Genomic DNA, 19,067 nt, shown 5'->3' with positions numbered 1-19,067 from the left:
CCCTCCTGTCATCACACGAGACTGCCATGACCATTTCCCTGTACGACGCTTCCATCCCGGTTTTCAAGCAAATGCTCACCGCCCTGAGCGACGTTTTGCACAAGGCCGAAGCCCACGCTACCGCCAAGAACATCGATCCAAACGCATTGCTGCAAGCTCGCCTGTTCCCGGACATGTTCCCGCTGGTGCGCCAGGTGCAGATCGCCGTTGATTTCGCCAAAGGCGTTTCTTCGCGCCTGGCCGAGGTTGAAGTGCCGAAGTACGAAGACAGCGAAACCACTTTTGCCGAGCTGCAAGCGCTGCTGACCAAGGTCCTGGGCTACATCGGCGAGATCAAGCCTGAGCAGATCAATGGCCAGGAAGGTATCGAGATCGTGACTCGTCCGGGCACACCTAAAGAGAAGCGCTTCAGCGGCCAGGCATACCTGCTGACTTACGGCTTGCCGCAATTCTTCTTCCACGTGACTACCGCTTACGCCTTGCTGCGTCATAACGGTGTGGAAGTGGGCAAGCGCGATTACATGGGCGCGTTCTAAGCCGCCCAGGCACAAAAAAGCCCGCCAAGGTTCGCGCCTTGGCGGGCTTTTTGTTTTTAAAGGCAAAGATCGCAGCCTGCGGCAGCTCCTACATGGGATTTTTGTTCAGCCTGTAGGAGCTGCCGAAGGCTGCGATCTTTTAATCTTTAAGCCAGGCGCTGAGCCTTCTCTTCTTCACCCAGGCAAGCCGCCGCCGTAAACAAAACATCCGTCGACGAATTCAACGCAGTCTCCGCCGAATCCTGAATCACCCCGATGATAAAACCGACCGCCACTACCTGCATCGCGATCTCGCTCGGGATGCCGAACAGGCTGCAGGCCAGCGGGATCAGCAACAGCGAACCACCCGCCACCCCCGAAGCGCCGCAGGCGCAGATCGCCGCGACCACGCTGAGCAGAATGGCTGTCGGTATATCCACGGCAATGCCCAGCGTATGTACGGCCGCCAGGGTCAGCACGGTAATCGTGATCGCCGCGCCGGCCATGTTGATCGTCGCACCCAGTGGGATCGAGACCGAGTAGGTATCTTCGTGCAGGCCCAGGCGCTTGCTCAGTTCCAGATTGACCGGAATGTTCGCCGCCGAGCTGCGGGTGAAAAAGGCCGTGATGCCGCTTTCACGCAGGCACATCAGCACCAGCGGGTAAGGATTGCGCCGCAGTTTCCAGTAGACGATGGCTGGGTTCATCACCAGCGCCACGAACAGCATGCAGCCCAGAAGCACGGCCAGCAGGTGCAGGTAGCCGACCAGTGCGCCAAAACCCGAGGTGGCAAGGGTCGAGGCGACCAGGCCGAAGATCCCCAACGGGGCGAAGCGGATTACCACGCGCACAATCAGGGTTACGCCGTTGGAGAGATCACCCAGCACTTCACGCGTGGTGTCGCCGGCGTGACGAATGGCGATGCCCATGCCGATCGCCCAGGCCAGGATGCCGATGAAGTTGGCGTTCATCAACGCGCTGACCGGGTTGTCCACCACACTCAACAGTAGGCTTTGCAGCACCTCGCTGATACCTCCCGGTGCCGTCACGGCCACGTCGTGGGTGGAGAGCACCAGGCTCGACGGGAACATCATGCTGGCGACGACTGCGACCACTGCTGCGGCGAAGGTGCCCAGCAGATACAGGAACAGGATCGGGCGGATATGGGTTTCCTGGCCGTGCTTGTGGTTGGCGATGGACGCCATGACCAGCACGAAGACCAGAATTGGCGCGACTGCCTTCAGGGCCGAAACGAAGACTTTGCCGATGAACGCGGTGGACTTGGCCAGGTCCGGCGCGAGCAGCGCCAGGGCAATCCCGGCGATCAGGCCGATGATGATTTGCGTGACCAGTCCGGTGCTTTTCAGGCGGTGCAGCAGGGAAGGGGATGAGGCGGTCATAAAGCGGGCATCTCTGATTTTTTTAGGTGCGGGCTGGCCGATGAATAGGGTGTACGTATCGCGGGGCGCGGACTTTATCACAGCGTAGGCTGGATCCTTCAGACCTGTGACGATCTGCCGCCAGGATGTTCAACCGGATTTGCAGGTTCGTGCAACCCGGTGTCCGGACACTTCTGTTAGGATTGCCCATCCTCATTTTCAAGTTCTGCCAGTGGGCCTCCGGGCCAGCACTGGTGTCGTCGTTTTCCTGGAGTTCTGCATGCTGTTGCCCATCCTTCTGTTGTCGGCCGCCGGTTTCACCGTGCTGACCACGGAGTTCATCATCGTCGGCCTGCTGCCGGCGATCGCTCGAGACCTGGCCGTTACCATTCCGCAAGCGGGTCTGCTGGTGACCCTGTTCGCCTTCACAGTCGCGGCGTTCGGCCCGTTCCTCACGGCGTACTTCGCCCGGTTTGAACGGCGCAAACTGTTTATCTCGGTGCTGATCATGTTCGGCCTGGCCAACACCCTCGCCGCGTTTGCGCCGAACATCTGGGTCATGGCTGCTGCGCGCCTGATTCCGGCGTTGGGGCTACCGGTGTTCTGGGCACTGGCCAGTGAAACGGCGGTGGACATCGTTGGCCCTGACTTCGCCGGGCGGGCCATCGCCAAGATCGGCTTTGGCATCGTCTGCGCCACAGTGTTCGGCATCCCGGTCGGGACGTTGATTTCCGATGGGTTCGGCTGGCGCAGTGCCTTTGGCATTCTGGCGGTCATCGCGTTTGCCAAGGCGTTGCTGCTGTTCATCTACCTGCCGAAAACCAGCCTGCACCAGCACCAGGTGAGTTTCCGGTCGCAGTTCAAGATCCTGCGCAGCCCGTTGATGATCGGGCATGTGCTGCTGTCGATCCTCGTGTTCAGCGGCATGTTTACCGCCTACACCTACTTAGCGGACATCCTCGAGCGCCTTGCCGGCTTCAACGGCACCCTGGTCGGCTGGTGCCTGATGGGCTTCGGCGCAGTCGGCCTGATCGGTAACTCCCTGGGTGGCCGTGCCGTGGATCGCCATCCGCTGATTGCTTCGGTGATGTTCTGTGCATTCATGATTGCCGGCATGGTGACGCTGGTGCCGAACATTCATTCCACCCTGGGCCTGGCGGCGGCAATGGGCATCTGGGGCGTCACCCAGGCTGCATTGTTCCTGGTCAGCCATGTGCGCCTGATGAAGGCCGCACCCGAAGCGCCGGCGTTTGCCGCGTCGCTGAACATCGCCGGGGCCAACCTCGGCATCGGCCTGGGCGCCATGGTCGGCGGACGTGTGATCGACAGCGTCGGCCTGCAAGGCCTGGGGTTCGCCGGGGCGGCGTTTATCCTTGCGTCGATCCTGCTGGCCATCGCGCTGATGACCTTCAAACCCCGGGAAGTCTGCGCCTGAGGTTTTAAACCCCGGTAAACAGCTCGCGTCGAGCACCTTCGGTAATCGCAACGATACCGGGGTGCTTGACCTTGCGCTCCACCGAGATGGCGTAGAACGACTCGGTGACGGCGTCCGTCTGACCAATCAGCTCCACGCCATATTGGCGCTTCACTTCATCGGCAATCACGCTGGGGCCGATGAAAATCCCGCTCCCGGATTGGCCGAAGGCCTGCATCAGGGCGCTGTCATCGAACTCACCGACAATTCTTGGTTGGATCTGCTGCTCGGCGAACCAGCGCTGCAGGCGACTGCGCACCACGGTTTCCGGCCCGGGAATTAACAGTGGGGCGCCATGCAGGCTGCGGGGAAAATCCTGACCGTATAACGTCGCCAATTGCGCAGTGGCGAAGAAGCTGATGCCGCATTCACCGAGTTTCTGGCTGTAGCCCTTGATGTCGAGGTGCGAGGGCATGGGACTGTCGGAGATCACCAGGTCCAGGCGCTGGATCGCCAGGTCGGCGAGCAGGCGTTCGAGTTTGTCTTCGCGGCAGGTGATACGCATCGGCTCGCTCAACTCCATGGTCGGTGCGATCAGGCGGTAGACGATGGATTTGGGCACCACGTCTGCAACCCCCACCCGAAACAGGATCTGTTGCTCATTGGGCTGAGCGCGCAGCATCAACTCGAGTTCGCCGCCAAGCTGAAACATCTGCTCGACGAAGGGCAGGGTCTGGCGCCCGGCTTCGGTGAGTTCCAGCTGCCGGCCCACTCGCTGGAACAACTCGATGCCGTAGGTTTGCTCCAGCAGCGAAATCTGTCCGCTGATGGTTTGAGGCGTCAGGTTCAGCTGTTCGCAGGCGCGCACGATGCTCCCGGTTTTAGCGACCACCCAGAAATAATGCAGTTGACGGTAATTAAGCATGCTTGATTTTCCTGCATAACTTCGTAAAAACCGAAGTATACCAGGCAAAAATACGAATTTTCCTGAAGTGTCTCCTTCCCTAGAATGCGACGCTATCAACGGGCCACTGCAACGGCTGCGTTTGTTCTAACGAGGAAACACCATGAAGCTTAAAACCACGGCGCTGCTAGTCGCGTCCCTTCTGCTCCTGGCCGGTTGCGACCAGGCCGAAAAAAGCGCCCAGCAGTTGATGGGCAAGGCTGCCGAGACCGCCAAGCAGGCCATCGACGATACGCACAAGGCCGCCGAACAGGCGATCAGTGATGCCACCGGCGGCTTGATCAGCAAAAAAGAATCGTCGGCCGAAGATAGCGAAGAGCGCGAATCTTCGTCCCAGGAAATTTAAACCGTCTCACACCCGTCAGGACTGACCCATGGAATATCTTTTAGAACTTGCTGCAAGCCCTACCGCCTGGGTCGCCCTGGCTACATTGGTGGTGATGGAGATCGTGCTCGGCATCGATAACCTGATCTTCATCTCGATTCTGACCAACAAACTGCCCGAGCAGCATCGGCAGAAAGCGCGCCGCATCGGTATCGGCATGGCGTTGATCCTGCGCCTGGCACTGTTGAGCACCATCGCGTTCATCGTCCAGTTGACGGCGCCGGTGATCGAGATTCTCGGCCACGCGTTCTCCTGGAAAGACATGATCCTGATCGCCGGCGGCCTGTTCCTGTTATGGAAGGCGACCACCGAGATCCATCACAGCATGGACCCGGCGCCAGAAGATCCGAAGTCGGCGACTTCCACCGTGACATTGGGCTTCGCTGCGGCGATCGGGCAGATCCTGATGCTGGACATGGTGTTCTCCATCGACAGCATCATTACCGCTGTCGGCATGACCGAGCATTTGCCGATCATGATCATCGCGGTGGTGGTGTCGGTGCTGGTGATGTTGCTGGCGGCTGATCCCCTGGCCAAGTTCATCAACGACAACCCGACGGTGGTGATGCTGGCGCTGGGCTTCCTGATCATGATCGGCATGACGCTGATCGCCGAAGGCTTCGGCGCCCATGTGCCGAAAGGCTACGTGTATGCAGCCATGGCGTTCTCGGCAACGATCGAGTGCCTGAACATGATGTCGCGCCGGGCCAAGCAGAAGCGGGTACCCGCTGAAGCGTAAACAGCGTTGAAAACAAAAAACGGCCGCCTGCAGATCAGGCGGCCGTTTTTGTTTATGAGTCCTGCAGAAGTCAGTGTGCGGAGACGGTTTTGCGGGCCTGCGCCACCGGTGCCGGTTGCGCCGGGTGATGATGGCGACGAGCAATGCGCAGCACGCCCCATAGCATGGCGGCGGCCACGGCCAGCCATCCGGTTACCAGCATCAGTATGATCATTGCCAGGCTCATCAGTGCCTCCTCTTTGCCCTGCTGCGGGCAACCACTCTTGCTAAATGACAGTCTAGCCGTTGCCATGTTGCAGGCTATTGACCAAAGGTCGCCTGTCACTAACCAGTTCGCTCTATCGAAGCGCCTCAACTGCTACTTGAGGCTATACCGGGGCTGTTGCGCGCCCTATGATCGACGACCAAGCCGGTCGCTCGATTGCCGGCACTTGAACAAGAGAGTGATGATGCTACGGGTATTTATTCAAATGATCGGTGCAGCCCTGCTGGCGGGAAGCCTTGCAGGCTTGGCGGGTTGTGCCGGGAGTGTTTCGCCGGACATCAAGCGGCTGCCGGAACGGGTAGAGCTCAGTGGCACCTTCTACCGCGGGCAGACCAACCAAAGCGGCCCGCAGGTGCTCGCCAGCCTGCTGTCGCAGCAGGGCATCTCGATCACTCCAGGGTTACTTGAAAAGCCGCTGCACCTGCCGGGTGCCGAAGCTCAGTTGCAGCAGAACATGCTCAATCTGGCTCGGGAATATGGTCTGGTGGTCTACCCTCTGGACGACAGCCTCCCAGCATTGCTCGCCCAGGTAGCAGCGGGTTATCCAGTGATGGTGCGCTTCACCGAAGGCTCGGCGTTCTGGGCTGAACCGCGCTATGCCATTCTGTCCGGTTACAACACCCAGAAGCAGACCGTGCTGCTGCGCGCCGGGATGAACCGCCGGACGCTGATGAGCTTCAGTTCGTTCGAGTCGGCGTTCAAGGGCGCTGGCGGCTGGGCGGTGCTGGTCCAGAAGCCGGACCAGCTCCCGGCCAATGTCGATCAGCAACGCTGGTTGAAGGCAGCGAACGATCTGGCCCAGGCTGGTCAGGAGCAAGCGGCGGCCCGGGCGAAGAAGGCGCTCGCCGCCCAGTAAGCCCGTTCGTCATCTGCCGGGCACCGTGACGCGGTGCTGCCCTCTGAAGTACAAGGCCCGGATTTTCCGGGCCAGACCAAGGAGGCGCCCATGGCACATTCAAATACTCCCGCAGGCCCGCACTCATCGGAGCATTCATCCGGTGACGACCTGGGTTTTGATCCTGATTCGCCTGACGCGGCTGATCCACAGGTGGATCCCGTCGGGCCCGCCATCGCGCCGCTGGATAAAGACCCAAACAAGGACGAGAAGGCGCCGGCCAAGCCTTATGACCCGCTAGGTGACCTGAAACCCTGACTTCCCGTGAGGTGCGTATGTCTACCGATTCGAGTTTCAACGACAAACGTCCGGACAGTGTTCCGACCACGCCTGATAACGACATCGATCCAGTCCTGGATCCAGACAGTCTGCAGCGCGATCCGCTGGCTCGTCCCCTGGTGACCCCGACCGAGCGTGGCCCGAGCGCGGGCGATGGCATTCCCGATGATGACCAGATGCCGTTGCCAAATGATTGAACCCTAGGCAATAAAAAGCCCCGATTGATCGGGGCTTTTTGTCAGGCCAGATTTATTTGGAGGCTTCGACCACGCCGCTTTGACGGCTTTTCAGGTTCTTGTCCGATTTGTACTGCAGGGCCACCGACGGCACATTCGCGCCCTTGCCGGTCTCTACCCAGCTGCGAATCCGGCTGGCATCGGCAAAGTGGGTGTACTTGCCGAACGCATCGAGGATCACCAAGGCCACTTGACGGTTACCCATGGTGGTCACCAGCACCAGGCAGTGTCCGGCCTGGTTGGTGAAGCCGGTCTTGGTCAGGCGGATGTCCCAGTTTGGCTTGTTTACCAGATGGTCAGTGTTGCGAAAGCCCAGGGTGTAGTTGGGCTTGCGGAACGACACGGTTTTTTCCTTGGTGGTGCTCAGCGTGGTCAGCAGCGGGTACTTGTGGGCGGCTACCAGCAGTTTGCTCAGGTCGCGCGCGGTTGAAACGTTGCGCGGGGACAGGCCGGTAGGTTCGACGAAGTGCGTGCTGGACATGCCCAGCGCCCTGGCCTTGGCGTTCATGGCGGCGATGAACGCGACGTAACCACCTGGGTAGTGATGAGCGAGACTGGCGGCGGCGCGGTTTTCCGAAGACATCAGGGCAATCAGCAGCATCTCTCGGCGCGGCATTTCACTGTTGAGCTTGACCCGGGAGAACACGCCCTTCATTTCCGGCGTGTCGCTGATATTGATGGAAATGTATTCGTCCATGTTCTGGCGCGCTTCAACCACCACCAGGCCAGTCATCAGTTTGCTGACTGAGGCGATGGGCACGACCACGTCCGGATTGCTGGCGTAGATGACTTTGTTGGTCTGCATATCCATCAGCAACGCGCTGCCGGAGGCAATCTTCAGTTGGGTAGCATCCCGAGGCGCCGAGGTGGTTTCGGCGGCGTTGACCGTTGGCGTGATGAATGTCCCTGTAACTGCAAAAACCAGGGTCAGGATGGAAAGACGGATTTTCACGCTGGCAGACTCATAAGAGGTGGATAAGCCGTTTTGTAACGGGCTGTTTCTTAAAACCGACGCATTTTAGGAGTATGGCTGAAGAACTGTCGATGGTTGATCAATTAACAGGTGAAAGTCCTTGAAAAGACGTACAAAACAGCGGGTTTCCGGCGAATGGTAGGGTGTATGCGACGGCCACAAAAAACCCCGCCATTGGCGGGGTTCGTTTACTTAATACGCACGGCACAAAATGCCATCAGCCATGCAAGGTTTCCGCTGCGTACAAAGTGTTTTCCAGCAGACAAGCGCGCGTCATCGGACCGACGCCGCCTGGCACCGGAGTGATCCAGCCGGCGCGGGGTAGGGCGGTCTCGTAGATCACGTCGCCGACCAGCTTGCCGTCATCCTGACGGTTGATGCCGACGTCGATCACGATCGCGCCTTCCTTGATCCACTCGCCCCGTACCAGTCCTGGCTTGCCTGCGGCAACCACCACCAGATCGGCGCGACCGACGTGGCCGGCCAGGTCCTTGGTAAACCGGTGGGTGACAGTCACGGTGCAGCCGGCCAGCAGCAGTTCCATGGCCATCGGGCGACCGACGATGTTCGAGGCGCCGACGACCACGGCATTCATGCCGTACAGGTCTGCGCCGGTGCTTTCCAGCAAGGTCATGATGCCCTTGGGAGTGCACGGGCGCAGCAGCGGAATGCGCTGGGCGAGGCGGCCGACGTTGTAAGGGTGGAAACCGTCCACGTCCTTGTCCGGGCGAATGCGCTCCAGCAATTTGGACGCGTCCAGATGCTCCGGCAGGGGCAGTTGAAGCAGGACGCCGTCGATTGCCGGGTCGTCGTTGAGGCGATCGATCAGCTCGGTGAGTGCTTCCTGGGTGGTTTCTGAAGGCAGGTCATAAGCTTGGGATAGGAAGCCGACCTCTTCACAGTCTTTACGCTTGTGCGAGACATAAACCTGAGAGGCAGGATCGCTGCCGACCAGGATCACCGCGAGACCGGGCGTGCGCAGGCCTTGCTGGCGACGCTCAGTGACGCGTTTGGCGATCTGCTGGCGCAGGCTGGCGGCGATCGATTTGCCGTCGATTAGTTGTGCAGTCATTGCGCGTGATTAACCATCGAGAGGGGAAAAAAAGAGAACGCATTCTCGCATGTCATGAGGTGAGGGCAAAGGCGCTTGGTCTGCAAATTCCCCTAACCCCTTTAATTAAATGAATTTTTTTTAAAAAGGATTTGACGCCCTTTGGGCCGGTCTATACTATTCGTCGCACTTGTCGGGCACAGCCTAGCACTGGTTAAGAAGGTTGAGCGGAGTTCCGATTCTGCGAGACTGAAAAGCACTTAGTTTGTAGTCGTCCAAGAGTACAGATTAACAAGGCGCCCGTAGCTCAGCTGGATAGAGCATCCGCCTTCTAAGCGGATGGTCGCAGGTTCGAGTCCTGCCGGGTGCGCCATTTAGGCAGCTTTGGCACAAGTAGCGCGATATGGTGGGCGTAGCTCAGTTGGTAGAGCACGGGATTGTGACTCCCGTTGTCGAGGGTTCGATCCCCTTCGTCCACCCCATATTTCAAAAGGCGCCAGATTAACAGTCTGGCGCCTTTGCTTTAACAGCTTCAACCCGCGGATGTGGTGGAATTGGTAGACACACTGGATTTAGGTTCCAGCGCCGCGAGGCGTAAGAGTTCGAGTCTCTTCATCCGCACCAAATAATGCTTCAGTCAGGCCGCTTGGCTTGAGTGGGGTTCGACAGGAAGCTTCGGTGACTTGTCATGCTACATGGTGGGCGTAGCTCAGTTGGTAGAGCACGGGATTGTGACTCCCGTTGTCGAGGGTTCGATCCCCTTCGTCCACCCCATATTTCGAAAGGCGCCAGATTTAACAGTCTGGCGCCTTTTTTGTTTCAGTGGTTCCAGTGATTCACGACCGCAGGTATTGGGTCGCAGCAGCGGGGCGTTTCGTCGTATTTATGTTTCTCGATGATGCCGCGTTGCCCGCCGGCCTTGTTCGCAGGGTTGGCTGTCCGGGGTCTGCCCGGCAACCGCTTCTATATATAGAAGGGTTAGCGCAGAGCCTTGGCGTGATTGACCGTATTTGCCATCGGGGCGGGATGCATTGATGTATCCGCCCCTATAAATTGCCTGCTGCGTTTTTACCCGTTTTCAGTAGGGTGACTTCTTGAGTTTGACCTACTAGAATGCATGCCCTTGATTCTGGGGTCGGAAACGGCCGGCCAACGTCTGTGCAACGAGGAATATCCATGCAAGTTTCTGTTGAAAATACTTCTGCTCTTGAGCGCCGCATGAGCATCACCGTGCCGGCTGAGCGCATCGAGACTCAGGTCAACAAGCGTCTGCAGCAGACTGCCCAAAAGGCCAAGATTGCTGGCTTCCGTCCAGGCAAAGTGCCGATGAGCGAAATCAAGCGCCGTTTTGGTGCTGATGCCCGTCAGGAAGCTGTTGGCGACGTGATCCAGTCTTCCTTCTACGAAGCAGTGGTCGAGCAAAAGCTGAACCCGGCTGGCGCTCCTTCGATCGAGCCAAAATCCCTGGAAGCTGGCAAAGATCTGGAATACGTAGCCATCTTCGAAGTGTTCCCTGAGTTCACCGTTGCCGGCTTCGACGGCATCGCTGTCGAGCGCCTGAGCGCTGACGTGACTGATGCTGATCTGGACAAGATGCTGGACGTGCTGCGCAAGCAGAACACCCGCTTTGAAGAAACCGATCGCGCTGCTCAGACCGATGATCAGCTGAACATCGATTTCGTTGGCAAGGTCGACGGCGAAGTATTCGCTGGCGGTTCCGCTAAAGGTACTCAGCTGGTGCTGGGTTCCGGTCGCATGATCCCTGGTTTCGAAGACGGCCTGGTTGGCGCTAAAGCCGGCGAAGAGCGCGTTCTGAACCTGACCTTCCCAGAGGACTACCAGAACCTCGACCTGGCCGGCAAAACCGCTGAGTTCACTGTTACCGTGAACACTGTTTCCGAGCCAAAACTGCCAGAGCTGAACGAAGAGTTCTTCGCTCAATTCGGCATCAAGGAAACCGGTCTGGAAGGCTTCCGCGCCGAAGTTCGCAAGAACATGGAGCGCGAACTGCGTCAGGCCATCAAGTCCAAGGTCAAGAATCAGGTAATGGATGGTCTGCTGACCACCAACCCGATCGAAGTGCCTAAGGCTCTGCTGTCCAACGAAGTTGACCGTCTGCGCGTGCAGGCTGTTCAACAGTTCGGCGGCAACATCAAGCCTGACCAACTGCCTGCCGAGCTGTTCGAAGAACAAGCCAAGCGCCGCGTTGTACTGGGTCTGATCGTGGCTGAAGTGGTCAAGCAGTTCGACCTCAAGCCTGACGAAGCTCGCGTTCGCGAAATGATTCAGGAAATGGCTTCGGCCTACCAGGAACCTGAGCAGGTTGTGTCCTGGTACTACAAAAATGACCAGCAACTGAACGAAGTTCGTTCGGTTGTGCTGGAAGAACAAGTTGTGGATACTGTTCTGCAGAAGGCTAACGTGACCGACAAATCGGTCTCTTACGAAGAAGCAGTCAAGCCGGTAGAAGCTGCACAAGCCGACTGATCGTTTTTGCGCTAAGAAGTACACACATAAGCCAGCCTTCGTGCTGGCTTATGTGTATTCAAGACATAACTATTTGGGAGCGACTGCAGAGCATGTTCCGTAATTCTTATATTCAGCAGAACTCTGATATCCAGGCCGCAGGCGGCTTGGTCCCGATGGTTGTCGAGCAATCCGCTCGTGGCGAGCGCGCCTATGACATCTATTCGCGTCTCCTCAAGGAGCGCGTGATTTTTCTGGTTGGCCCGGTAGAGGACTACATGGCTAACCTGATCTGTGCGCAGCTGCTGTTCCTTGAAGCGGAAAACCCGGACAAGGACATCCATCTCTACATCAACTCCCCAGGCGGTTCGGTCACTGCAGGCATGTCGATCTACGACACCATGCAGTTCATCAAGCCGAACGTGTCGACCACCTGCATCGGACAAGCCTGCAGCATGGGCGCATTCCTGCTGACGGCCGGTGCTCCTGGCAAGCGTTTCTGCCTGCCGAACTCGCGCGTGATGATTCACCAGCCACTGGGCGGTTTCCAGGGCCAGGCTTCGGATATCGAAATCCATGCCAAGGAAATCCTGTTCATTCGCGAGCGCCTCAATACGCTGATGGCCAAGCACAGCGGGCACACCCTTGAAGAAATCGAGCGCGATACCAACCGCGATAACTTCATGAGTGCGGAAGCCGCGCGTGCTTACGGGCTGATCGATGAAGTGATCGCCCAGCGCCCAGCTTAAAATAAGCAGCTCAAAATGAGGCTGGTCAGCCTGTCTGATCACTTGCGGACTTGAAAAAGCCCGCAATAGCCTTCATCTTGTGTTGCAAGCCTATCGGATTTGGATCGATCGAATGACTGACACCCGCAACGGCGAGGACAACGGCAAACTGCTTTATTGCTCCTTCTGTGGCAAAAGCCAGCATGAAGTGCGCAAATTGATTGCCGGTCCCTCGGTCTTTATTTGCGACGAGTGCGTCGACCTGTGCAACGACATCATCCGTGAGGAGGTGCAGGAAGCCCAGGCTGAAAGCAGCGCGCATAAATTGCCATCGCCTAAAGAAATCAGCGGCATCCTTGATCAATATGTGATTGGTCAAGAGCGTGCGAAAAAGGTTCTGGCCGTAGCGGTGTACAACCACTACAAGCGTCTGAACCAGCGCGACAAAAAGAACGACGACGTCGAACTCGGCAAGAGCAACATCCTGCTGATCGGCCCGACAGGCTCGGGTAAGACCCTGCTTGCCGAAACACTTGCCCGCTTGCTGAACGTTCCGTTCACCATCGCCGACGCCACCACCCTCACCGAGGCGGGTTACGTAGGTGAAGATGTCGAGAACATCATTCAGAAGTTGTTGCAGAAGTGCGATTACGACGTGGAAAAGGCTCAGATGGGCATTGTCTACATCGATGAGATCGACAAGATCTCGCGCAAGTCCGACAACCCGTCGATCACCCGGGACGTTTCCGGTGAAGGCGTGCAGCAGGCTTTGCTCAAGTTGATCGAAGGCACGGTTGCTTCCGTTCCACCACAAGGTGGTCGCAAGCATCCGCAGCAGGAATTCCTTCAGGTCGACACCCGTAACATCCTGTTCATCTGCGGCGGTGCGTTTTCCGGTCTGGAGAAAGTCATCCAGAACCGTTCCACCAAAGGTGGCATCGGCTTCAACGCCGAAGTGCGCAGCAAGGAAGAAGGCAAGAAAGTCGGTGAGTCCCTGCGTGAAGTCGAGCCTGACGATCTGGTCAAGTTCGGTCTGATCCCGGAATTCGTCGGTCGTCTGCCGGTACTTGCTACGCTGGACGAGCTGGATGAGGCTGCGTTGATGCAGATTCTCACCGAGCCGAAAAATGCTCTGACCAAACAGTATGCCAAGCTGTTCGAGATGGAAGGTGTTGACCTGGAGTTCCGGGCTGACGCACTGAAATCGGTTGCCAAACGTGCCCTGGAACGCAAAACCGGTGCCCGTGGACTGCGCTCGATTCTCGAAGGTGTACTGCTCGACACCATGTACGAAATCCCCTCGCAGTCCGAGGTGAGCAAAGTGGTGATCGACGAAAGCGTGATAGAAGGCAAGTCCAAGCCACTGTATATCTACGAAAACAGTGAGCCGGCTGCCAAGGCCGCGCCAGACGCTTAAGCGTCGCGCAGCTGGAACAAAGAAGGGGCCTTCGGGCCCCTTTGCTTTTGTAGGAGCTGCCGAAGGCTGCGATCTTTTAAGCGGTTTTTTAATCAGCTTGTTTTTTTCGAAAGTAGCCCCCATCTTGGTTTCAAGCTTACTTCCATCTGTTTACGGCCTTATGGCCGCCGTAGAGGCGAAATCATGAAGACAACCATCGAATTGCCTCTCCTGCCATTGCGTGATGTTGTGGTTTATCCGCACATGGTTATCCCGCTGTTCGTGGGGCGCGAGAAATCCATCGAAGCCCTCGAGGCAGCGATGACGGGCGACAAGCAGATCCTTCTGCTGGCCCAGAGAAACCCTGCTGACGACGATCCCGGTGAAGACGCCCTTTATCGCGTAGGTACCATTGCGACTGTCCTGCAGCTGCTCAAGCTGCCTGACGGCACGGTCAAGGTCCTGGTCGAAGGTGAGCAGCGGGGCGCCGTCGAGCGCTTCAGCGAAGTGGACGGCCACTGCCGTGCAGAAGTCTCCCTGATCGACGAAGTCGATGCCCCGGAGCGCGAATCGGAAGTTTTCGTTCGCAGCCTGCTGGCCCAGTTCGAACAATATGTGCAGTTGGGCAAAAAAGTCCCGGCTGAAGTCCTGTCGTCGCTCAACAGCATCGACGAGCCAGGCCGCCTGGTCGACACCATGGCCGCGCACATGGCCCTGAAGATCGAGCAGAAGCAGGAAATCCTCGAAATCATTGATCTGTCGGCCCGGGTCGAGCACGTTCTGGCCCTGCTGGATGCCGAGATCGACCTGCTGCAGGTCGAAAAACGCATTCGCGGTCGCGTTAAAAAACAAATGGAGCGCAGCCAGCGCGAGTACTACCTGAATGAGCAGATGAAGGCCATTCAGAAAGAGCTCGGCGACAGCGACGAAGGCCACAACGAAATCGAAGAGCTGAAAAAGCGCATCGATGCTGCCGGCTTGCCAAAAGACGCCTTGGCCAAGGCCCAGGGTGAGCTGAACAAGCTGAAACAAATGTCACCAATGTCTGCGGAAGCGACCGTGGTGCGTTCCTACATCGATTGGCTGGTGCAGGTACCGTGGAAGGCGCAGAGCAAGGTTCGCCTGGATCTCGCGCGCGCCGAAGACATTCTCGACGCCGATCACTACGGCCTGGAAGAAGTCAAAGAGCGGATCCTCGAATACCTCGCCGTGCAAAAACGCGTGAAGAAGATTCGTGGTCCGGTGTTGTGCCTGGTCGGTCCTCCTGGTGTGGGTAAAACGTCCCTGGCAGAGTCGATTGCCCACGCGACCAACCGCAAATTCGTGCGCATGGCCCTCGGTGGCGTGCGTGATGAAGCGGAAATCCGTGGCCATCGCCGTACTTACATCGGTTCGATGCCAGGAAGATTGATTCAAAAGATGACAAAAGTGGGCGTGCGCAACCCGCTGTTCCTGCTCGATGAAATCGACAAGATGGGCAGCGATATGCGTGGCGATCCGGCGTCGGCACTGCTGGAAGTGCTCGACCCCGAGCAGAACCATAATTTCAACGATCACTATCTGGAAGTCGACTACGACCTGTCCGATGTGATGTTCCTGTGCACCTCCAATTCCATGAACATCCCGCCGGCGTTGCTCGACCGGATGGAAGTGATTCGTCTGCCGGGCTACACCGAAGACGAGAAGATCAACATCGCCGTCAAGTACCTCTCGCCCAAGCAGATCACTGCCAACGGCCTGAAGAAAGGCGAGCTGGAATTCGACGCCGAAGCGATCCGCGACATCATCCGCTACTACACCCGCGAAGCCGGTGTGCGGGGGCTGGAGCGCCAGATTGCCAAGGTTTGCCGCAAGGCGGTCAAAGAACACGCATTGGAAAAACGCTTCTCGGTGAAGGTCACTGCCGACATGCTGGAGCATTTCCTGGGCGTGCGTAAATTCCGTTACGGCCTGGCCGAATCACAGGATCAGATCGGTCAGGTCACCGGGCTGGCGTGGACCCAGGTGGGCGGCGAGCTGCTGACCATCGAAGCCGCAGTCGTTCCCGGCAAGGGCCAGTTGATCAAGACCGGTTCCCTGGGTGATGTGATGGTCGAGTCGATCACTGCAGCGTTGACGGTTGTGCGCAGCCGGGCCAAAAGCCTGGGGATTCCCCTGGACTTCCACGAGAAGCGTGACACGCATATCCACATGCCGGAAGGGGCGACCCCGAAGGATGGCCCTAGCGCAGGTGTAGGCATGTGCACGGCCCTGGTATCGGCCTTGACCGGGATTCCGGTACGCGCGGACGTTGCCATGACTGGCGAAATTACCCTGCGTGGCCAAGTGCTGGCGATTGGCGGTTTGAAGGAAAAACTGCTCGCGGCACACCGCGGCGGAATCAAGACCGTGATCATTCCTGAAGAGAACGTGCGTGATTTGAAGGAAATTCCGGACAATATTAAGGCGGATCTGCAGATCAAACCGGTTAAATGGATTGACGAAGTCCTGCAAATTGCGCTGCAATACGCGCCGGAGCCCTTGCCGGATGTGGCTCCGGAGATTGTCGCGAAGGATGAAAAACGCGAGTCCGATTCCAAGGAAAGAATTAGCACGCATTAATACGCATTTGCCTGAGGGGCTTCCTTGACAGCTTTTTAGAGCCCTTGTTATAAAGCGGCTCTTATAGTGTCTGTAGGCCATTCAGCACTCGTTTTTGCTTTCACCAAAAAACTTAGAATCATACTCAATAGATATAAGGGGACTTAGAGTGAACAAGTCGGAACTGATTGATGCTATCGCTGCATCCGCTGATATCCCGAAAGCTGCTGCTGGCCGTGCGCTGGACGCTGTAATCGAATCCGTCACTGGCGCTCTCAAGGCCGGCGACTCCGTTGTTCTGGTTGGCTTCGGTACTTTCTCCGTGACTGACCGTCCAGCTCGCATTGGTCGTAACCCACAGACCGGTAAGACGCTGGAAATCGCAGCCGCCAAGAAACCAGGTTTCAAAGCCGGTAAAGCGCTGAAAGAAGCTGTCAACTAAGTTCGATTCAGGTTTTTGCCTATCCGGGTCGGGGTCATGCCTGACCTGGCAGCGGAGCGGTAGTCCAGACGGCGAGTCGCCGGTCCGAGACGCCGAGGGTCGCACGTTCGATCCCCTCGGTCCGCTCCGCCAGTTACGAGAAGGCGCATCCTCGGATGCGCCTTTCTTCTATCCGGATTCTACCCACGCTCCACGGTTGCCTAATTTTGAAGTTCAACCGTTTCTGGGGGACGCATGCTGCAGAATATCAGGGACAATTCACAAGGCTGGATTGCCAAAACCATTATCGGGATCATCGTTGTACTGATGGCGTTCACCGGTGTCGAAGCCATATTCCAGGCGACGAGCAACAGCCAGGACGCGGCCAAGGTCAACGGTGAAGAAATCAGTCAGAGCGAGCTGAGCCAGGCGGTCGATATGCAACGCCGCCAGCTGATGCAACAGCTGGGCAAGGATTTCGATGCTTCGCTGCTCGACGAGAAAATGCTCCGCGAATCGGCGCTCAAGGGCCTGATCGACCGCAAACTGCTGTTGCAGGGTGCCCAGGACTCGAAGTTCGCATTTTCCGAAGCCGCTCTGGATCAGGTGATCCTGCAGACGCCTGAGTTCCAGGTAGACGGCAAGTTCAGCGCCGAGCGCTTCGATCAGGTTATCCGTCAACTGGGTTACAGCCGGATGCAATTCCGTCAGATGCTGACTCAGGAAATGTTGATCGGCCAATTGCGTGCAGGCCTCGCGGGTAGCGGTTTTGTCACCGATGCCCAAGTGCTTGCATTTGCTCGCCTGGAAAAACAGACCCGCGATTTCGCGACGTTGAATGTCAAGGCCGATCCGGCGGCAGTCAAGCTCACTGACGAAGAGGTCAAGGCTTACTACGACGAACACGCCAAGGAATTCATGACGCCGGACCAGGTGGTCATCGACTACATCGAATTGAAGAAGTCGTCCTTCTTCGATCAGGTCAGCGTCAAGGACGAAGACCTGCAGGCGGCGTATCAAAAAGAGATCGCCAACCTGTCCGAGCAACGTCGCGCTGCGCACATCCTGATCGAAGTGAACGACAAGGTCACCGAGGCGCAAGCCAAGGCGAAGATCGAAGAAGTTCAGGCTCGTCTGGCTAAAGGCGAGAAGTTCGAGGCATTGGCCAAGGAGTTCTCCCAGGATCCAGGTTCTGCGAGCAACGGCGGCGACCTCGGCTACGCAGGCCCGGGTGTTTATGATCCGGCGTTCGAAACGGCTTTGTACACGCTGACCAAGGATCAGGTTTCCGCACCGGTGCGTACCGACTACGGTTTCCACCTGATCAAGCTGCTGGGCGTGGAAGCGCCTGAAGTGCCGACGCTTGCCAGCCTGAAGGACAAGCTGACCCGCGAGCTGAAAACCCAGCAAGTGGAACAGCATTTCGTCGAGGCTACCAAGCAGCTCGAAGACTCGTCGTTCGAAGCCTCTGACCTGGCCCAGCCGGCGCAGGACCTGAAGCTGACCGTGCACACCTCCAAGCCGTTTGGCCGTGAAGGTGGCGAAGGAATCACGGCCAGTCGTGCCGTGGTCACTGCCGCATTCAGCCCGGAAGTTCTGGATGAAGGTGCCAACAGCACTGCCATCGAGCTGGATCCTGAAACCGTTGTCGTACTGCGCGCCAAGGAACACCTGAAGCCTGCGCAACTGCCGCTGGAAAGTGTCAATGCCAGCATTCGTTCGCAGTTGGCCAAGGAACACGCCAGTGCTGCCGCCAAGACCAAGGCTGATGAGCTGATCGCCAGCTTGCGCGAAGGCAAGGCTCCAGCGGACAAGGCTATCGATGGTCAAGGCTGGAAAGTCATCGAAGCCGCCACTCGCGTGCAGGAAGGGGTTGACCCGGCTGTGTTGCAGGCGTTGTTCCGCATGCCGAAACCGGCTGCCAAGGACCAACCGACCTACAGCAGTGTGACCCTGGCGGATGGTAGCCTGGTGATCGTGCGACTGAACGGCGTCAACGAAGCCGCTGCACCGACTGACGAAGAAAAGGCTCATTACCGCCGCTTCCTCGCGTCGCGCATCGGCCAGCAGGACTTTGCGGCGTACCGCAAACAGCTGGAAAGCGCTGCGGACATCAAGCGTTTCTGATGCCTTAGCGAGCTTCACGCTAGACAAAGAACCCCGGCCAATTGGCTGGGGTTTTTTTTTGGAGCGGCGTGGCACCGATGATGGCGTAACGGCCACCATCGAATCGCGAGCAAGCTTTGCTCCCACAGGTGCGCGCAGCGCGCCGGCTTGATGCCTTGATCGGCCCGAAGGTCGCTACGGCTATGCACCCGCCCAATACGAATCAGCGCTGCAACGCACCTGTAATTGTTACAAGACGCAATCGATGCGACGCT

17 protein-coding genes, 4 tRNA genes and 1 pseudogene are annotated in these 19,067 nt (G+C 57.9%); 17 read left to right on the top strand and 5 right to left on the bottom strand.

Features of this window, described 5'->3' with window-relative positions; translation table 11 throughout:
• Positions 1–26 precede the first annotated feature (26 nt).
• Positions 27–536 carry a DUF1993 domain-containing protein gene (locus ORL50_RS22975; RefSeq protein ID WP_266018280.1) on the top strand — a complete coding sequence of 170 codons (510 nt, stop codon included), beginning with the start codon at positions 27–29 and terminating at the stop codon, positions 534–536.
• 146 nt (positions 537–682) lie between these two features.
• On the opposite strand, the gene sstT is transcribed toward ORL50_RS22975, so the two are convergent.
• Positions 683–1,915, bottom strand: coding sequence for a serine/threonine transporter SstT (sstT, locus tag ORL50_RS22970; RefSeq protein WP_266018278.1), 1,233 nt, complete (start codon positions 1,913–1,915; stop codon positions 683–685).
• A 259-nt stretch (positions 1,916–2,174) separates the two neighbouring features.
• Here sstT and ORL50_RS22965 point away from each other — a divergent pair, with 259 nt between their 5' ends.
• Positions 2,175–3,329: an MFS transporter gene (locus ORL50_RS22965; RefSeq protein WP_266018276.1), complete on the top strand. Its 1,155-nt coding sequence runs from the start codon at positions 2,175–2,177 to the stop codon at positions 3,327–3,329.
• Positions 3,330–3,333: 4 nt separating this feature from the next.
• On the opposite strand, the gene nhaR is transcribed toward ORL50_RS22965, so the two are convergent.
• Positions 3,334–4,233, bottom strand: a complete 900-nt coding sequence (gene nhaR / locus ORL50_RS22960; protein ID WP_266018275.1) for a transcriptional activator NhaR — start codon at positions 4,231–4,233, stop codon at positions 3,334–3,336.
• A gap of 142 nt (positions 4,234–4,375) precedes the next feature.
• On the opposite strand from nhaR, the gene ORL50_RS22955 reads away from it, so the two are divergent.
• Both ORL50_RS22955 and ORL50_RS22950 read left to right on the top strand, forming a co-directional pair.
• Complete coding sequence (locus ORL50_RS22955; RefSeq protein ID WP_266018274.1) at positions 4,376–4,618, top strand: hypothetical protein; 243 nt, start codon at positions 4,376–4,378, stop codon at positions 4,616–4,618.
• A 28-nt stretch (positions 4,619–4,646) separates the two neighbouring features.
• A complete protein-coding gene (locus tag ORL50_RS22950) occupies positions 4,647–5,396 on the top strand; it encodes a TerC family protein (protein WP_266018272.1) in 750 nt (249 codons plus the stop codon).
• A 70-nt stretch (positions 5,397–5,466) separates the two neighbouring features.
• On the opposite strand, the gene ORL50_RS22945 is transcribed toward ORL50_RS22950, so the two are convergent.
• Positions 5,467–5,610, bottom strand: coding sequence for a hypothetical protein (locus tag ORL50_RS22945; protein WP_266018344.1), 144 nt, complete (start codon positions 5,608–5,610; stop codon positions 5,467–5,469).
• 179 nt (positions 5,611–5,789) lie between these two features.
• Here ORL50_RS22945 and ORL50_RS22940 point away from each other — a divergent pair.
• The 3 genes and pseudogenes from ORL50_RS22940 (at position 5,790) to ORL50_RS22930 (ending at position 7,032) form a co-directional block, all read left to right on the top strand.
• Positions 5,790–6,517: pseudogene (locus ORL50_RS22940) on the top strand (peptidase C39 family protein).
• A gap of 90 nt (positions 6,518–6,607) precedes the next feature.
• Positions 6,608–6,814 carry a DUF6021 family protein gene (locus ORL50_RS22935; RefSeq protein WP_266018268.1) on the top strand — a complete coding sequence of 69 codons (207 nt, stop codon included), beginning with the start codon at positions 6,608–6,610 and terminating at the stop codon, positions 6,812–6,814.
• 17 nt (positions 6,815–6,831) lie between these two features.
• The gene (locus tag ORL50_RS22930) at positions 6,832–7,032 is read left to right on the top strand and encodes a hypothetical protein (RefSeq protein ID WP_266018266.1); all 201 of its coding nucleotides are present in this window, start codon (positions 6,832–6,834) and stop codon (positions 7,030–7,032) included.
• Between the two features lie 52 nt (positions 7,033–7,084).
• On the opposite strand, the gene pbpG is transcribed toward ORL50_RS22930, so the two are convergent.
• Entirely contained in the window at positions 7,085–8,023 is a 939-nt protein-coding gene (gene pbpG, locus ORL50_RS22925) for a D-alanyl-D-alanine endopeptidase (protein ID WP_266018264.1), read from the bottom strand.
• Positions 8,024–8,261: 238 nt separating this feature from the next.
• On the bottom strand, positions 8,262–9,116 hold the full coding sequence (gene folD, locus ORL50_RS22920; protein WP_266018262.1) for a bifunctional methylenetetrahydrofolate dehydrogenase/methenyltetrahydrofolate cyclohydrolase FolD: 855 nt from the start codon (positions 9,114–9,116) through the stop codon (positions 8,262–8,264).
• Between the two features lie 275 nt (positions 9,117–9,391).
• On the opposite strand from folD, the gene ORL50_RS22915 reads away from it, so the two are divergent.
• The 10 genes from ORL50_RS22915 (at position 9,392) to ORL50_RS22870 (ending at position 18,813) form a co-directional block, all read left to right on the top strand.
• Positions 9,392–9,468, top strand: a tRNA-Arg gene (locus ORL50_RS22915).
• 33 nt (positions 9,469–9,501) lie between these two features.
• Positions 9,502–9,577: transfer RNA gene (locus ORL50_RS22910), tRNA-His, on the top strand.
• A gap of 57 nt (positions 9,578–9,634) precedes the next feature.
• Positions 9,635–9,719 (top strand) — tRNA-Leu (locus ORL50_RS22905).
• 74 nt (positions 9,720–9,793) lie between these two features.
• Positions 9,794–9,869, top strand: a tRNA-His gene (locus ORL50_RS22900).
• A 402-nt stretch (positions 9,870–10,271) separates the two neighbouring features.
• Positions 10,272–11,582, top strand: a complete 1,311-nt coding sequence (tig, locus tag ORL50_RS22895) for a trigger factor (RefSeq protein WP_266018260.1) — start codon at positions 10,272–10,274, stop codon at positions 11,580–11,582.
• 92 nt (positions 11,583–11,674) lie between these two features.
• Positions 11,675–12,310 (top strand): ATP-dependent Clp endopeptidase proteolytic subunit ClpP, encoded by a 636-nt coding sequence (gene clpP, locus ORL50_RS22890; protein ID WP_122839346.1) that lies wholly within the window; start codon positions 11,675–11,677, stop codon positions 12,308–12,310.
• Between the two features lie 112 nt (positions 12,311–12,422).
• Positions 12,423–13,706 (top strand): ATP-dependent Clp protease ATP-binding subunit ClpX, encoded by a 1,284-nt coding sequence (gene clpX, locus ORL50_RS22885; protein ID WP_007946893.1) that lies wholly within the window; start codon positions 12,423–12,425, stop codon positions 13,704–13,706.
• Positions 13,707–13,889: 183 nt separating this feature from the next.
• Positions 13,890–16,286: an endopeptidase La gene (gene lon, locus ORL50_RS22880; protein ID WP_266018255.1), complete on the top strand. Its 2,397-nt coding sequence runs from the start codon at positions 13,890–13,892 to the stop codon at positions 16,284–16,286.
• Positions 16,287–16,434: 148 nt separating this feature from the next.
• Positions 16,435–16,707 carry an HU family DNA-binding protein gene (locus tag ORL50_RS22875; protein WP_002552737.1) on the top strand — a complete coding sequence of 91 codons (273 nt, stop codon included), beginning with the start codon at positions 16,435–16,437 and terminating at the stop codon, positions 16,705–16,707.
• Between the two features lie 234 nt (positions 16,708–16,941).
• The gene (locus tag ORL50_RS22870; RefSeq protein WP_266018254.1) at positions 16,942–18,813 is read left to right on the top strand and encodes a SurA N-terminal domain-containing protein; all 1,872 of its coding nucleotides are present in this window, start codon (positions 16,942–16,944) and stop codon (positions 18,811–18,813) included.
• Positions 18,814–19,067 lie beyond the last annotated feature (254 nt).

Source organism: Pseudomonas sp. RIT-562, from assembly GCF_026241895.1.
GTDB lineage: Bacteria > Pseudomonadota > Gammaproteobacteria > Pseudomonadales > Pseudomonadaceae > Aquipseudomonas > Aquipseudomonas mandelii_F.
This window is presented reverse-complemented; position numbering and strand designations above follow the sequence as displayed.

Coding starts and splice junctions, on each gene's coding strand:
- ORL50_RS22975 (WP_266018280.1), top strand. CDS start 27: ATGACCATTTCCCTGTACGACGCTTCCATCCCGGTTTTCAAGCAAATG.
- sstT (WP_266018278.1), bottom strand. CDS start 1,915: ATGACCGCCTCATCCCCTTCCCTGCTGCACCGCCTGAAAAGCACCGGA.
- ORL50_RS22965 (WP_266018276.1), top strand. CDS start 2,175: ATGCTGTTGCCCATCCTTCTGTTGTCGGCCGCCGGTTTCACCGTGCTG.
- nhaR (WP_266018275.1), bottom strand. CDS start 4,233: ATGCTTAATTACCGTCAACTGCATTATTTCTGGGTGGTCGCTAAAACC.
- ORL50_RS22955 (WP_266018274.1), top strand. CDS start 4,376: ATGAAGCTTAAAACCACGGCGCTGCTAGTCGCGTCCCTTCTGCTCCTG.
- ORL50_RS22950 (WP_266018272.1), top strand. CDS start 4,647: ATGGAATATCTTTTAGAACTTGCTGCAAGCCCTACCGCCTGGGTCGCC.
- ORL50_RS22945 (WP_266018344.1), bottom strand. CDS start 5,610: ATGATCATACTGATGCTGGTAACCGGATGGCTGGCCGTGGCCGCCGCC.
- ORL50_RS22935 (WP_266018268.1), top strand. CDS start 6,608: ATGGCACATTCAAATACTCCCGCAGGCCCGCACTCATCGGAGCATTCA.
- ORL50_RS22930 (WP_266018266.1), top strand. CDS start 6,832: ATGTCTACCGATTCGAGTTTCAACGACAAACGTCCGGACAGTGTTCCG.
- folD (WP_266018262.1), bottom strand. CDS start 9,116: ATGACTGCACAACTAATCGACGGCAAATCGATCGCCGCCAGCCTGCGC.
- tig (WP_266018260.1), top strand. CDS start 10,272: ATGCAAGTTTCTGTTGAAAATACTTCTGCTCTTGAGCGCCGCATGAGC.
- clpP (WP_122839346.1), top strand. CDS start 11,675: ATGTTCCGTAATTCTTATATTCAGCAGAACTCTGATATCCAGGCCGCA.
- clpX (WP_007946893.1), top strand. CDS start 12,423: ATGACTGACACCCGCAACGGCGAGGACAACGGCAAACTGCTTTATTGC.
- lon (WP_266018255.1), top strand. CDS start 13,890: ATGAAGACAACCATCGAATTGCCTCTCCTGCCATTGCGTGATGTTGTG.
- ORL50_RS22870 (WP_266018254.1), top strand. CDS start 16,942: ATGCTGCAGAATATCAGGGACAATTCACAAGGCTGGATTGCCAAAACC.